Annotated in this window: 12 protein-coding genes; 7 read left to right on the forward strand and 5 right to left on the reverse strand. The window is 68.1% G+C overall.

The genetic code is table 11. From position 1 onward, the window contains the following. The first annotated feature begins 450 nt into the window (after nt 1-450). Entirely contained in the window at nt 451-1,377 is a 927-nt protein-coding gene (locus AB0I19_RS04615; protein WP_357144393.1) for a hypothetical protein, read from the forward strand. 208 nt (nt 1,378-1,585) lie between these two features. Here AB0I19_RS04615 and AB0I19_RS04620 read toward each other — a convergent pair whose 3' ends face one another. Further along, nucleotides 1,586-2,176 (reverse strand): hypothetical protein, encoded by a 591-nt coding sequence (locus tag AB0I19_RS04620; protein ID WP_357144396.1) that lies wholly within the window; start codon nt 2,174-2,176, stop codon nt 1,586-1,588. A gap of 148 nt (nt 2,177-2,324) precedes the next feature. Continuing rightward, nucleotides 2,325-3,032, reverse strand: a complete 708-nt coding sequence (locus AB0I19_RS04625; protein WP_357144399.1) for a MerR family transcriptional regulator — start codon at nt 3,030-3,032, stop codon at nt 2,325-2,327. A gap of 101 nt (nt 3,033-3,133) precedes the next feature. Here AB0I19_RS04625 and AB0I19_RS04630 point away from each other — a divergent pair, with 101 nt between their 5' ends. After that, the gene (locus AB0I19_RS04630) at nt 3,134-4,858 is read left to right on the forward strand and encodes a GMC family oxidoreductase (RefSeq protein WP_357144402.1); all 1,725 of its coding nucleotides are present in this window, start codon (nt 3,134-3,136) and stop codon (nt 4,856-4,858) included. Nucleotides 4,859-4,916: 58 nt separating this feature from the next. On the opposite strand, the gene AB0I19_RS04635 is transcribed toward AB0I19_RS04630, so the two are convergent. From AB0I19_RS04635 to AB0I19_RS04645, 3 genes are all read right to left on the reverse strand, one after another. After that, a complete protein-coding gene (locus tag AB0I19_RS04635) occupies nt 4,917-5,804 on the reverse strand; it encodes a DUF5995 family protein (RefSeq protein WP_357144405.1) in 888 nt (295 codons plus the stop codon). A gap of 148 nt (nt 5,805-5,952) precedes the next feature. Continuing rightward, a complete protein-coding gene (locus AB0I19_RS04640; protein ID WP_357144408.1) occupies nt 5,953-7,191 on the reverse strand; it encodes a hypothetical protein in 1,239 nt (412 codons plus the stop codon). 245 nt (nt 7,192-7,436) lie between these two features. After that, complete coding sequence (locus AB0I19_RS04645) at nt 7,437-8,360, reverse strand: helix-turn-helix domain-containing protein (protein ID WP_357144411.1); 924 nt, start codon at nt 8,358-8,360, stop codon at nt 7,437-7,439. Nucleotides 8,361-8,429: 69 nt separating this feature from the next. Here AB0I19_RS04645 and cysD point away from each other — a divergent pair, with 69 nt between their 5' ends. Genes cysD through AB0I19_RS04670 form a run of 5 tightly spaced genes read left to right on the forward strand, consistent with a single transcriptional unit; the run spans nt 8,430 to nt 14,328 of the window. Continuing rightward, the gene (cysD, locus tag AB0I19_RS04650) at nt 8,430-9,335 is read left to right on the forward strand and encodes a sulfate adenylyltransferase subunit CysD (protein WP_357144414.1); all 906 of its coding nucleotides are present in this window, start codon (nt 8,430-8,432) and stop codon (nt 9,333-9,335) included. Further along, a complete protein-coding gene (cysC, locus tag AB0I19_RS04655) occupies nt 9,335-11,194 on the forward strand; it encodes an adenylyl-sulfate kinase (RefSeq protein WP_357144417.1) in 1,860 nt (619 codons plus the stop codon). The genes cysD and cysC overlap by 1 nt, the downstream gene beginning before the upstream one ends. After that, nucleotides 11,191-12,405: a hypothetical protein gene (locus AB0I19_RS04660; RefSeq protein WP_067638267.1), complete on the forward strand. Its 1,215-nt coding sequence runs from the start codon at nt 11,191-11,193 to the stop codon at nt 12,403-12,405. Before cysC ends, AB0I19_RS04660 begins: the two co-directional genes overlap by 4 nt. Continuing rightward, a complete protein-coding gene (locus AB0I19_RS04665; RefSeq protein WP_357144420.1) occupies nt 12,402-13,178 on the forward strand; it encodes an SDR family oxidoreductase in 777 nt (258 codons plus the stop codon). Before AB0I19_RS04660 ends, AB0I19_RS04665 begins: the two co-directional genes overlap by 4 nt. Nucleotides 13,179-13,194: 16 nt before the next feature. Next, entirely contained in the window at nt 13,195-14,328 is a 1,134-nt protein-coding gene (locus AB0I19_RS04670; protein WP_357144423.1) for a sulfotransferase, read from the forward strand. Nucleotides 14,329-14,340 lie beyond the last annotated feature (12 nt).

Consider the following 14,340-nt stretch of genomic DNA (forward strand, 5'->3'; position numbering starts at 1 on the left):
CCTGGAAATACCGAGAGTCGTACCAGCCGAAAGTACACGTGCATATGGGGTTGCACATAGACCAGAATACGGCGTGTCGGAGCGCCTACCCCGGCGCCTGTTGTGCAATCTCTCACCGCCCGGGTTGCCGTCGCCCAGCAGTGTTAAACATCATTGTTTAACATAACCGAGACGGCGCAGCCCGGAGCCAGCTACTGTTTCGCCCACCCACCCACGTGGGGACCGTGACAGGAGCGAACCTTGAGCAACTTTCAAGCCCGACATGCCGGTGTCGGGTTGGCGGTGGCGGCCGGTGGGATCCTCGGCGCGCCTCGGGCATCGCCTCTGGTGCAGGACATCGCGATGACGGGGTCCACGCATTATGTCGGCACCGGTTCGGCCGGTCTGCTTCCTTCGGGCTCGGCCAGCTGACATCACCGGCCCTCCGAATAGCAACTCAGAAAGGAACAGATGAACAAGTACAAGTCGATGCGAGCAGCGCGGCTGACTTCAGTGGTCGCGGTGACGGTCGCCCTCGGCACAGGCACAGTTCTCGGCACCTCGATCGCCACGGCGGACAGCTCCGTGCAGCCTGATCCGAAGGGGTCTCTCCTGTACGACCGGCTGGAGAAGAACAGCGACGGATCATTGAAGACCAACGGGACGGGAGGGTATTTCGTCACCGCGCCCTACACCGACAACGCGATCACGCGTAAGGTCGGGCAGCTGTCGGTCGGCGGGTTGTGCACCGCGACCGTACTCGACAGCCCCACCGGGTCGCTGGCCATCACCGCCCGCCATTGCGTCGACGGTGGCGATGCCACGATCGAATCGGGCAAGGCCACGTTCACCCCGGCCTGGCACGACGGATCCCGCCCCTATGGCACATGGATCGTGGACAAGGCGTTCGTCTCCGATACCCCGGTCGATGGCAGCGTCCCCGATGTCGCCGTGCTGGCGATCCGGCCTTCGGCCGAGAAGAAGACCGTCGCATCAGCGACCGGTGGCGGGCTCGGAATCCATCCAGCCCTGTCGAGCACCCAGTCGGTCCAGGCCACACTGCTCGGCTACCCCGGACCGGCGCCGTACCACCTGAAGCTGATGTCGGCGTGCGTCGGCGACTACACCTACTACCCGGGAGCGGGACGCAGCGCGGTACGGCGAGTAGGCACACAGGACGAATGCCACGTCGGTGGCGGGTCCAGCGGCGGCCCGTATGTCACTCGAACCGCTGCGGGCGCGAAGATCATCACGGTGCTCAACAGCAGCGGCGGATCGGTGATTTCGGGGGTCGCACCGCGATTGATCGACGACGCCGAACAGTGGATCAAGGCGAAATACCCCGATCTCGGAACCGGCGGCGGCAACTTGCCGTCTACCGGGTCGGCTGGGTTGTGAACCAGGCTGATCAGACTGCGGCAGTTATCCATTCGCTGCCGTACTAGCGCGGCACTTCCCAGATACGCCGGACCCGGGCCACGGCCTACGGTCACTCGCCGAGGAATCGATCGGCCGGTTCTGCGGGCGCTCGCACATGGCGTGGTACCGCTCGTCGGTGAGGTCGGCGGCGAGCTGCGGCACGGTGGAGCTGTTGCCGGTCGATGAACTACTCGACCAGCAGAACAACAAGCTGGCGGGCCAGTTCCGCGTCCGCGGGGCCGCCGCGCCAGATCAGCGGGCGACGGGGATCGAGGCGGTCCAGCGCATCGGGCAGGGAGCTGAACACCCGGTCGGCGCGGACGACGCACACCTGGGGCATGTCCTCCGACACGGCCGGGCCGCCGTCCACTTCCAGGGCGAGCGAACCGGTCGAGGCGTCGCCGGCGACCGCGTCGCGGACCACCGCGTCACCACCGCTTGCCGTACCGGATCCGTGTACGACGGCATGACCCGGCGCGCCGGCCCAATGGTCGAGCCATGCCGGACCGGGCTCGACGGCGGCGAGTACGGTGCGCACGCTCATCCCGTAGAGCACATCGGCCACGGCGGCGGGCAGACCCGTGGTGTCGACCAGGCGCACCAGCGAGCCCTGCTCGCGCAGCCGTTCGACGAAGCGGGCGAGTACGGCGGCGCGTTCGGCCGGGTCGGCGTCGGCCGGGCGACCCGATGAGCGACGAACCGTCACCCGTCGCGCGTCGTCGGGTAGGTCGAGCAGCCCGTCGCGGACGCGGCGCAAGATCTCCTCGCGAGAATTCACTCGGGCACTCCCCGTTCGGCGGCGGTACCGGTGGGCCCGCCGTTCACACATCTCTCACCCCACATACCGCAGGAATCACCTCCTTCGCTACCGTACCGACCGGTCCCTCGGGAGTAGCGACGGCGCCACGTGGGGAAAGTCATGTCGATCAGCCGACCGGGGGTGAGCCCGCCGTCTCGCGGCGTGCCTCGGCAGCCTCCTCGGCGGCCCGGTTCACCTCGGCGGCCAGCGTGGTGCCACCGACCTCCCAGGCCATGGCGAGCAGCCGTTCACGGAAGCGGGTCAGGTCGACGCCGAGGTCTTCGCCGGCGTAGCCGCCCGCCGCGTCGCGCACCGTGCGGACCACCTCGTCGGCGAGCGCGGCCATCCGCAGGCGGATCATGGTGCGCAGTTCGCCGCTGAGTGGGATGTCGATACCGACGTCGTAGAGCACGAGGGCGCCCTTGAGCATCGGGCGATCGGGCACGTACCACCGTTCGTCGCGGCGCTCGAGATAACCGACGGCGATCAGTTCGGTCAGCACGTCCGAGCCGCGGTCGCCGAGCAGGGCGGCGAGTTCGGCGTCGTCGATCTCCGCGCTGCGTTGCGCGGCTTGGGCCGAACGTGGGTCGAACAGCGTGCGCCAGTCGCCGCTGGTGGGTTCGGCGTCGAAGACCTCGCGGATGGCGTCGAGCCGAAGCCCGCGGCCCTGCATGGCGACGATGTCGCGCAATCGGTCCAGATGCTCGTCGGAATACACCACTTCCTTGCCTGCGCGCCCGGGCTTGGGCAGGACGCCTAGCGAGTGGTAGTAGCGGATCGTGCGCGCCGCGACGCCGCTGGCGTCGGCGAGTTCCGCGCGGGTGTATCGAGGCACGCGACCAGCATAGGGGCCGAGCCCCGGGCGGACTTTGACAGTGCTGGCTGTCGGCGTTAGCGTTACCGGCGTCACTGTCGACATCATCGAGGAGCTCTTCTATGTCCGAGCGAACCACCGACTTCGACGTCTTGATCGTCGGTTCCGGATTCGGCGGCAGTGTCACCGCGCTGCGACTGGTGGAGAAGGGCTACAAGGTCGGCGTGCTGGAGGCGGGCCGCCGCTTCGCCGACGACGAATTGCCGAAAACCAGCTGGGACCTGCGTAAATTCGTGTGGGCACCCAAGCTCGGCTGCTACGGCATCCAGCGTATCCACCCGCTGCGCGACGTGCTCATCCTCGGCGGCGCCGGTGTCGGCGGTGGTTCGCTGAACTACGCCAACACCCTCTACGTTCCGCCGGAGCCGTTCTTCCAGGACGCGCAGTGGCGCGACATCACCGACTGGCGGGCCGAGCTCACGCCGTACTACGAGCGGGCCAAGAAGATGCTCGGCGTGGTGCAGAACCCGCACATGACCCCCGCCGACGAGATCTTCAAGGCCGTCGCCGAGGACATGGGCGTGGGTGACACTTTCGTCCAGACGCCGGTCGGTGTCTTCTTCGGCGAGCCGGGCAAAACCGTCGCCGATCCGTACTTCGGAGGGGCGGGCCCGGAGCGCACCGGCTGCATCGAATGCGGTGACTGCATGGTCGGCTGCAAGTTCGGCGCCAAGAACACGCTGGTGAAGAACTACCTCTACCTCGCGGAAAAGGCGGGCGCACAGGTCATTCCGATGACCACCGTGTCGGCGCTGCGTCCGCTGCCCGACGGCACATGGGACGTCGCCACCGAGCGCACCGGCGCCTGGGTGCGGAAGGACCCCAAGACCTACACCGCCAAGCAGGTGGTGCTCGCCGCGGGCACGCTCGGCACCCAGAAGCTGCTGCACGCGATGCGCGACGAGGGCGCGCTGCCCAAGATCTCCGACCGGCTCGGACTGCTCACCCGCACCAACTCCGAGTCCATCGTCGGCGCGGCGACCAAGACGCTCGCGCCCGGCCAGGACTTCACCAAGGGTGTCGCGATCACGTCCTCGATCCACCCGACTCCCGACACCCATGTCGAACCGGTCCGTTACGGCAAGGGCTCCAACTCGATGGGCATGCTGCAGACCCTGATGGTCGACGGCGGCGGGCGCGTGCCGAGGTGGCTGCGGTTCCTGTGGCTGGTGATCACCCATCCGCTCACCTTCTTCGGCTTCATGAGCGTGCGGAACTGGAGCGAGCGCACCATCATCTCGCTGGTCATGCAGCACCTGGACAACTCCATCACCACCTACACCAAGCGCGGGCTGTTCGGGCGCAAGCTCACGTCCAAACAGGGCCACGGGCAACCGAATCCGACGTGGATCCCGGCGGGCAACGAGGTGACGCGCCGGGTGGCGGACAAGATCGGCGGCGTCGCGGGCGGCACCTGGGGCGATGTGTTCAACGTCCCGATGACGGCACACTTCCTGGGCGGTGCGGCGATCGGCGCCGATCCGGAGCACGGCGTGATCGACGCCTACCACCGCGTGTTCGGCTACCCGACGCTCAGCGTTGTCGACGGTGCAGCCGTCTCGGCCAATCTCGGGGTGAACCCGTCGCTGACGATCACCGCGCAGGCCGAGCGCGCGGCCGCCTACTGGCCCAACAAGGGTGAGGTCGACACGCGTCCCGAGCAGGGCGTGGGATACCGCCGGATCGAGCCGGTCGCACCCAAGCAGCCGGTGGTCCCCGCGGGTGCGCCTGCCGCGTTGGTCTTGCCGATCGTCGAGATCCGCAACCCGGAGAAGACAGCGGGCTGACAACTGAAACAAGGCCCCGGACAAGCGGTTCGCACCGCCGGTCCGGGGCTTTGTTCGTTCAGAGGGCGTTGATGCGCGCCAGCGCCTCGAACGCCAGATCAGCGGCCTGCCACAGCGCGGCGACCTCCGCCCGGATCGTCGGCGCCAGCGCAGGGTCTTGCAGCGCGAGTCCGTTGGTGAAGATCACCACGTTCGCGCCGAGGTCGGCGGCGATCAGCATCTGCTCGGTGGCCACGCCCGCGCCGAACAGCTGATCGAGGCCCTCCCCCACGAAATAGAACCGCCACAGCGGCCCGAGGTCGGCACCGTAGACGGCTTTGGTCCGATCGACGATCACGTCGCCGACCGAGGCAATGCCTGCGACGATCTTGAAATAGTCCGGTGCGTGCTCGGGGCGGCTCCCGACGGCGGCCACCGAATACGTCAGGTCGACGGTCAGGTGCGCGTTGTATCCGGCCATCGCCGTCCGTGCCCGCGAGGCGCCGCAGTCCTTGGCGAGGGCGAAATAGTGCGCCCACTGCGGTTCGACGACCCCGCCGGAGAATTCGGCGTGCAGATTGTCGAGGAAACGGCGCAGCAGTTCGAGACTGATCGAGTGCGCGTATTCGCGGTCGAGGAAGGCCGCCGGATCTCGTTGCATCGGCATCACCGCGGCGGATTCCACGCCGTCGAGGCCGATCGCGAACAGCCCACGCAGATCCCGGTGCTCGACAAGGATCTCGGTGATGCGGTGATGCCTGTCGACGGCGTCCTCCAGCCGGGCCAGGGTATCGCCGCCCGCTATCTCGGAAGTGTCCGAGAGCCGGGCGATCTCGCCGATATCGGCCTGCGAGAGGGTCGAGCCGCACGCGGTGTCGGTTACCGCGCCGGCCGGTCCCGCGACCAACCCGGGCAGAGCCATGATCCCGACCGCGACAGCCGCGACTATTCCACTCCCGATACGCATCCTGCGATTCCACCACCTCCGGCCCCGATCCGCTGTGCGACGCACCCGGATCGACAAGTTCGCCGAGGCGTGCGGGTGCCACGGAAACTGCTGACAAGCAGCCGCGTTCAGTAGTGGGCCAGCTGCGGCAGCCCAAGCATCGGGACCGTCAGATCAGGCGGATGCTCGCGATCATCGTCTTGGCGTCGTCGGCGGACAGTTCGCCGGTGGTGCCCCGGTCGACCAGGATGGCCATGACCATCGGCAGACCCGCCGACTTCTCGAAGGCGAAGGTGTACACCGAGTAGGTGGTCGTGGTGCAACCCGGTCGCGCCGGTGTCCACGAGCCCGAACTCTCGACGAACTGCCCGGTCAAGCCGCTCTTGGTGGTGAGCGACGTGGGGGCGGTGATTTTGCCACCTGTCGAATCGGAGTAGCCACCCTCGGCCGCGATCCTTGCCGCGGTGGTCGCGGCCTCGGGCAGTGTGTTCTCCGTACTGAGGGCGATCCCCGCGAGTCCTCGGTAGGCCGAACCGGGACAGTAGTTCTCGCCTTCGGAGGCCTTTCCGGTACCCGCGAACATTCCGGCCAGACCGAGGATGACCACCGAGTCCGACTCCGAGGCGATCTGCCAACTCGACGGCACGTCGTACGCGACGCGCTCGTCAGCGAGCAGCACACCCTTCCAACCCGGTGTCACCGGTGCGGTGCTGGTGCCGGTGGGCGGCGCGGTCTGCGTGGTGGTCGTCGGCGCGGCGACAGCCTGCTCGTCGTCGCCACGGGTTCCGATCACCACCGCGGTCACCATCACCACGGCCAGCACCAGCACCACGGCCCCGATCCCGATCAGCAGACCGGCATTACCCTTGCGCGGCGGCTGCGGCGCATACCCATAGGTCTGCCCGTGATGCGGAAACGGCAGCGACATGCTCGGCCCGAGCCCCTGCTGCGGAATTCCTTGCTGCGAGTCGGGAATTCCGTATCCACCCGGCTGCCCATAACCTTGTGGCGCCCTAGGGTAGCCCTCCGGCCCCGGCAGCATTCCCGGCTGCGGGCCGGGCATTGCCCGGTAGAGCACAGGCTGCTGGAATGCCCCGGACCCCTGCTGTCCTGATGCCTGCGGGAAGGCCTCCGACCCCTGCGGCACACCCGATTGAGGGAAGACCCCCAAGCCGTGCGGTTGCTGAAACGGACCAGGCCCCTGTGGAGCGAGGATCGTCGGATCCCCGTGCGGTGGTTGCGGAATCGCGGGCTGAGAAGTAGACCCGGACGACGCCGGATCCTCGCCCGGCGGTGGCGCGAACGCACCCGGCTGCCCACCCACACCGTCCGGCGAGTCCGCGGGTGCCCCCTCGGACGCACCCGGCGCCCCCGCCGACTCCCACCAGCGATCGACGTTGTCTGCCACGTCCCAGTCCTTCCTCACACCCGCCTCGCCGATCTCCCTCGAGCAGGCGTCCCGCTCAGCGTAACGGCGCAACCCCGCCGACGAGAGCCGCGCGTGCCTCTGCAGGTACCTGCCATCCCACTCGGGGACAGCCGATCACTACGCTCCTATGGCGCGAAATCGGCCGAAATCCCGCCATGAGAGCGTGGTGATCTTGGTCTAGGCGCATGCCTGTCCCGACGTGCGGGGAGGGGCCGATCGGGCGACTAGGGCGTGGACGACGTGATCTGGTCGGCCGCGGCGGTGGTGGCGGCTCCGAGGGCGGTGACCTGGGCGGCGGTGAGGCGGGTGTCGGGGCAGGTTACTACCGAGGCGATGACGGCCCCGGTGGTGTCGCGGATGGGGGCGGCGACGGTGAGGACGGCGTTGTCGGGACCGAGCTCGCCGGGCAGGTAGTCGATCGTGATGAGTTCGGTGATCACCGAGCCGAGCTGGGCGCGCAGGGCGGCGGTGATCGGTGTGTCGCGCAGGGCCGCAAGGGCTTCCAGCATCGGCGTCGAATCGTCGACCAGGCGTTCGACGGAATAGCCGCGGGCGCGGATCTCGGTGAGGACGTGAGCGAGGCGCTCACGGTGCGTGGAGTCGGCGCTGGCGAGCCAGGCGCGTTGTTCGGATTCCGGTGCCCAGGCGACGAATTCGCGACAGACGGGCGGGGCGAGCGGTAGCCGGCGACCGGGCCGGATCCAGGTCGCCGACGGGTCGCCGACGAGTTCGGTGACAACGATGTTCACCCCGTCGCGTTCGGCGAGGAAGACCGGTGCCGACACCTGGTCCGACAGCGCGCGCAGGACCGGAGCGGCGGTGCGGCGCAGTGGGAACGCGGCTTCGGCGCGACGGGCGACGGTGAGCAGCCGCAGACCGATGCCGTAGCAACCGTCGCCGTCGCGCACGGTCCACCCGTCGGCGGTGAGCTGGGTGAGGACAGCGTGGGCGGTGGCGCGGGAGATCCCGGCTTCGCGCACGATGCGGGCCAGCGTGAGCCGCTCGGTGGCGTGGCGCGAGAGCAGCTCGAGCACCTTTACCACCCGCTGGGTCGGGGCCGAGACGACGCTCGAATCCGGTTCGGCCGACGCCGGATCCGACGTCACCTCTTGACCGGCGCTCTCGGCCCGGCTTATCGTCGGTGTCACAATACCGAACGATAGCGTCGATTATTCGACAGCGCAACCCCGGGCGTGAGCCCGCCGGGAAGGTGGACAGTGCAGACGGGATACGAATTGACGCACCTGGCGGCCCTGGAGGCGGAAGCGGTGCACATCCTGCGCGAGGTGGCGGCCACCTTCGAACGACCGGTACTGCTGTTCTCCGGCGGGAAGGATTCGGCGGTGCTGCTGCATCTGGCGCGGCGCGCGTTCTGGCCCGCGCCACTGCCGTTCCCGCTGCTGCACGTGGACACCGGCCACAATTTCGACGAGGTGCTCGCCTTCCGCGACCGCACCGCCGAGCGCACCGGCGCCCGCCTGCTCGTCGCGAAGGTCCAGGACGACATCGACACGGGCCGCGTGGTCGAACGCCCCGGCGGCACCCGCAACCCCTTGCAGACCACCACCCTGCTGCGCGCCATCGGCGAGCACCGTTTCGACGCCGTGTTCGGTGGCGCACGCCGCGACGAGGAGAAGGCACGCGCCAAGGAACGGGTGTTCAGCTTTCGCAACCGTTTCGGCGAGTGGGAGCCGCGCGCCCAGCGTCCCGAGGTGTGGAACCTCTACAACGGCAGGCATCAGCCGGGCGAGCACATCCGGGTGTTCCCGCTGTCGAACTGGACCGAGCTCGACGTGTGGGAGTACATCGACCAGGCGGCCGTGGAGCTGCCCTCGCTGTACTACGCGCACCGCAGGCGGGTGATCGAGCGCGACGGAATGCTGTTGTCCGCGACCCGTTTCGTCACCGAGGCACCCGGCGAGCGCGCCTTCGAGGCCACGGTGCGTTTCCGCACCGTCGGCGATGCCACGTGTACCGGCTGTGTCGAAAGCACCGCCACCACTCCGACGCAGGTGATCGCGGAGATCGCGGCCACCCGGCTCACCGAGCGCGGCGCCACCCGCGCCGACGACCGGATCTCCGAGACCGGGATGGAAGACCGCAAGCGAGAGGGCTATTTCTGATGCGCCGCAACCTGTTACGCCTGGCCACCGCGGGCAGCGTGGACGACGGGAAGTCCACCCTCATCGGTCGCCTGCTCTACGACTCGAAGTCCCTCTTCGACGACCAGCTCGCCAACATCGAGCGGCTCAGCACCGAAAGGGGCAGTGCCACCACCGATCTCGCGCTGCTCACCGACGGTTTGCGAGCCGAACGCGAGCAGGGCATCACCATCGACGTCGCCTACCGCTACGTGACCACCCCGCGCCGCAAGTTCGTCATCGCCGACACTCCGGGTCATGTGCAGTACACGCGCAATATGGTGACCGGCGCGTCAACCGCCGATCTCGCCCTGATCCTGGTCGATGCCCGCACCGGCGTCAGCGAGCAGACCCGCCGTCATGCCTTCCTGGCCACCCTGCTCGGCGTCCCGCACCTGGTGGTGTGTGTGAACAAGATGGACCTGGTCGACTGGTCGGAGGAACGTTTCACCGAGATCAGGGAGGAATTCTCCGCGTTCGCCGCGAAATTGACCGTCGGAGACCTCAGTTTCGTCCCCGTCTCGGCCCTGCACGGCGACAACGTGGTCGACAGCTCACCGCATCTGGCCTGGTACCCGGGTCCGCCGCTGCTGCGTCACCTCGAGGACGTGCACATCGCCTCGGACCGCAACCTCATCGACGCACGGCTCCCCATCCAGTACGTGATCCGCGCCGAACAGGGATCGGCGCAACGCAGTTACGCGGGCACCGTGGCGGGCGGCATCTTCAAACCGGGCGACGAGGTGGTTGTCCTGCCCGCCGGTCACGCCTCGCACGTGCGGGAGATCTGGGGACCGGGCGGCACCAAGGTCGAGGAGGCGTTCACCGGAATGGCGATCTCGCTGACCCTCGACGACGACATCGATATCGGCCGGGGCGACCTGCTCGCCCGCCCGGGCAACTCCCCGCACCAGAGCACCGAACTCGACGCCATGCTGTGCTGGTTCTCCGAAACGGCCCGGCTGCGCGCCGGCGACAGCCTGCTCGTCCGCACGGCCGCGCAGACCGCGCAGGCCGAGGTCGTCGCCATCGACTACCGGCTCGACGTGAACACCCTGCACCGCGTGTCGGAGGTGGAGGCGTTGTCGCTCAACGACATCGCCCGGGTCCGGTTGCGTGCCCGTCGCCCGCTGCTGTCGGATCCGTACCGGGAGAACCGGCGCACGGGCAGCTTCATCCTCATCGATCCGCGCACCGACGAGACGGTCGCGGCGGGGATGGTGACCGGTCGCGAAACGGTCGAGGTGTCGAGCACACACACCGGTCCGGTGACGTGGCATCGCTCGGCGGTGACGCGTGCCGAACGCACACACCTCGGGGCGACGATCTGGCTGACCGGCCTGTCCGGTTCGGGGAAGTCGACCATCGCCGTCGAACTCGAACGCCTGCTCGTCGAAGCCGGGCGCCCCGCCTACCTGCTCGACGGCGACAATCTGCGCCACGGCCTCAACTCCGGACTCGGCTTCTCCCCCGCCGATCGGGACGAGAACGTGCGCCGGGTCGCTGAGGTCGCCGCCCTGTTCGCCGACTCCGGAACCGTCGCGGTCGTGTCGGTCATCAGCCCGTTCGCCGCGCAACGCGACCACGCCCGCACCGTGCACACCGACCGGGACCTGCCCTTCCACGAGGTGTTCGTCGACACCCCGCTGGCCGAATGCGAACGCCGCGACCCGAAGGGCCTCTACGCCAAGGCCCGTGCGGGCGAGCTGCCCGGTTTCACCGGCATCGGTTCCCCCTACGAGCGGCCCGCGCAACCCGACTCGGTCATCACCCCCGACCTCGGCTCCCCCGCCGAGATCGCCGCCCATATCCTCCGAGAGCTAGGGATCACAGTCCGTTGAACCAACCGAGTACCACCACCGCCGACACGGGCGCACCGCCCGATTCGCTCACCGCCCCGTTTCTCGCCGCGGTCGCGCAGGCCGAAACGCTCATCGCCGGTGCGGAATTCGTGCGCAGCGACGCCGACCGCGCCGAAGGCTACGACTACCTGGCCGCCGGTATCGCCGCCTGCCTTCGCCTCTCGGGTGCCCACGGCACCTCGCACCCCTACTTCGTGTCTTCCACCGGCCCGTACGCCAAGATGGGCCTGGACAACCCGGACACCCTCTACTACCACGCGAATATCGAGCCGACGGCCGAGTATGTGGTGAGCGGGGTGCGTGGCAGCACCGTCGACCTGAGTTTTCAGGTACTCAAGGGTGACTACACGGCCACCGACGTGCCCGGTGGGGCCGATGCCTTCGACGACCGACGAATCCCGATCGCCCCGGACGGCAGCTTCTCGATCCGGTTCGGTCCGGCGAAAGCCGATGCGGGCGAGGACTATTTCCCGCTCGGCGAGGGCGCCTCGATGCTCGCCGTCCGCGAGGTCTACAGCGACTGGACCGAACGCAAGGGCTCCATCCGCATCGAACGGGTCGACACCGTCGGCACCGCACCGGACGAACCGGATCTGGCCCGGTTGCGCAAGCGCTACCGGGCCGCCGGGAACATGCTGCTCACCAGGGTGCACACCTGGTTCAACTTCCCCAAGTGGTTCTATCTCGACCTGCCGGTGAACACCCTCACCGCACCGCGGCTCACCCCGGGTGGTCTCAGCACCCAGTACTCCTCGGTGGGACATTTCGACCTCGCCGACGATCAAGCCCTGGTGATCACCGTGCCGAAATCCGACGCGCCGTATCAGGGGTTCCAGCTGGGCAGCCTCTGGTACATCTCGCTGGATTACGTGAACCATCAGACGAGCCTCAATCATGCCCAGGCACAGGTGGATCCGGACGGAATGATCCGCATGGTGGTGAGCAACCGCGATCCCGGCATCACGAACTGGATCGAGACCACCGGCCGCACGCGGGGCATCCTGCAGTTCCGGTGGCAGCGCACCGACCGGCCGATGACCGAAGCCGACGGCCCGGGTGTGGAACTCGTCGACGTCGCCGATGTCGCCGCGCACCTGCCGTACTACGACAACAACCGGATCGACGCCGCCGCGTGGCGTGACCGGATCGCCGCCCGGCAGCGGGCTTTCGCCGAGAGGATGCTGGGATGAGCGGGGCTCTGCTGGACGGAAAGGTCGTCGTCGTCTCCGGTGTCGGGCCGGGGCTCGGGCGGTCGATCTGTGTGGAAGCGGCGGCGGCAGGCGCCACAGTCGTGCTCGCGGCGCGGACCGAATCACGGTTGCGGGAGATAGCCGCCGAGATCGACGGCGAAACACTCTGCGTCCCCACCGACATCACCGACGACGCCGCTGTGCGCGACCTGGTGTCGCGCACGGTCGAGAGATTCGGCCGAGTCGACGCACTGGTAAACAACGCCTTCTCGGTGCCCTCGATGAAGCCGCTCGAGCGCACGGACTATGACCAGATCCGCGACAGCCTCGATCTCACCGTGCTCGGTGGTCTGCGGATGACGCAGGCGTTCACACCCGCCCTGTCGGAGTCCCACGGCGCCGTGGTGATGATCAATTCGGCGGTGGTGCGCCACAGCGAACCCCGCTACGGCAGCTACAAGCTCACCAAGGCCGCGCTGCTGGCGATGTCGCAGACCCTCGCCACCGAACTGGGCGGCAAGGGCATCCGGGTGAACAGTGTGCTGCCCGGCTACATCTGGAGCGACCAGTTGAAGTGGTACTTCGGCCAGATCGCCGAGAAGTACGGCATCACAGTCGACCAGGTCTACGAGCAGACCGCTGCCCGCTCCGATCTGAAGCGGCTGCCCGAGCCCGCCGAGATCGCCCGTGCCGTGGTGTTCCTCGCCTCGGACTGGGCGAACGCGATCACCGGCCAGACCCTCGACGTCAACTGCGGCGAATACCACAACTGATCAGGAGTTTCCCTCGATGACTGTGCGCACCGATGTCGGCACCGTAGCCGACCTGCACGCCTCGGCAACCAAACTCACCGGCCTCACCGATTTCGGCTCCGACGATTACACCGAAGCCCTCGGCGTGCTGCTCGATTCCTATCGCGACGAGGCCGGGCTCACCGAGCTCGGGTCCAAGATGTCGCGGTTCTTCCTGCGCGGCACCTTGATCGCACGTGCCCTGAGCGAGGCCGCGTGGGCCGCGAATCCGGGTTTTGCCGAAACACCGGTCACCCGGCCGATTTTCGTCACGGGGCTGCCGCGCACCGGCACCACCGCACTGCACCGCCTGCTGGCGGCCGACCCCGCCAACCAGGGGCTGGAGATGTGGCTGACGGACTTCCCGCAGCCCCGCCCGCCGCGGGAGAGTTGGGCGGACAATCCCGCCTATCAGCAGATCGATGCCGGGCTGCGTCAGCACCAAGTGGCGAACCCGGAGTTCATGGGCCTGCACTACATGAGCGCCGCCGACGTCGAGGAATGCTGGCAGTTGCTCCGCCAGTCCGTGATGTCGCACTCCTACGAGTGTCTGGCGTACCTGCCGAGTTATTCGCAGTGGCTCACCACCCAGGACTGGACGCCCGCCTATGCCCGGCACCGCCGCAATCTGCAGCTCATCGGGATGAACGACGCCCGCCGCTGGGTGCTCAAGAATCCCAGTCACCTGTTCTGTCTGGACGCCCTGCTCGCCGTCTACCCCGACGCCGTCGTCATCCAGACCCATCGCGACCCCGCGACCGTGATCCCCTCGGTCTGCAGCCTCAACGAGCACGCCACCCGTGGCTGGTCCACCGTCTTCACCCCGGAGGTCATCGGCCGCACCCAACTCGACCTGTGGTCGCGCGGGTTGCGCGAGTTCACCGCCGCGCGCGCCCGCCACCCCGAGGCCCACTTCATCGATATCGACTTCGACGACCTGCGCACCGACCCGGTCGGCACCGTCGAGACGATCTACCGGTCCATCGGCACCGACCTCACCCCGCAGGCCCGCGCGGCAGTCCTCGCCCTGGACGCCGAAAGCCGCACGGGCGCACGCAAACCCACCCACCACTACTCACTCGCCGACTACGGACTCACCGAGGACATGGTCGCCGAGCACTTCTCCGGCTGATCGTGGGGGCGG

Origin of the sequence: Nocardia sp. NPDC050413 (assembly GCF_040655475.1) — a bacterium.
Taxonomy (GTDB): domain Bacteria; phylum Actinomycetota; class Actinomycetes; order Mycobacteriales; family Mycobacteriaceae; genus Nocardia; species Nocardia coubleae.

Bases quoted from the DNA above. Each gene is read 5' to 3' on its own strand.
- AB0I19_RS04615 (WP_357144393.1), top strand. From the start codon at position 451: ATGAACAAGTACAAGTCGATGCGAGCAGCGCGGCTGACTTCAGTGGTC.
- AB0I19_RS04630 (WP_357144402.1), top strand. From the start codon at position 3,134: ATGTCCGAGCGAACCACCGACTTCGACGTCTTGATCGTCGGTTCCGGA.
- AB0I19_RS04635 (WP_357144405.1), bottom strand. From the start codon at position 5,804: ATGCGTATCGGGAGTGGAATAGTCGCGGCTGTCGCGGTCGGGATCATG.
- cysC (WP_357144417.1), top strand. From the start codon at position 9,335: ATGCGCCGCAACCTGTTACGCCTGGCCACCGCGGGCAGCGTGGACGAC.
- AB0I19_RS04665 (WP_357144420.1), top strand. From the start codon at position 12,402: ATGAGCGGGGCTCTGCTGGACGGAAAGGTCGTCGTCGTCTCCGGTGTC.
- AB0I19_RS04670 (WP_357144423.1), top strand. From the start codon at position 13,195: ATGACTGTGCGCACCGATGTCGGCACCGTAGCCGACCTGCACGCCTCG.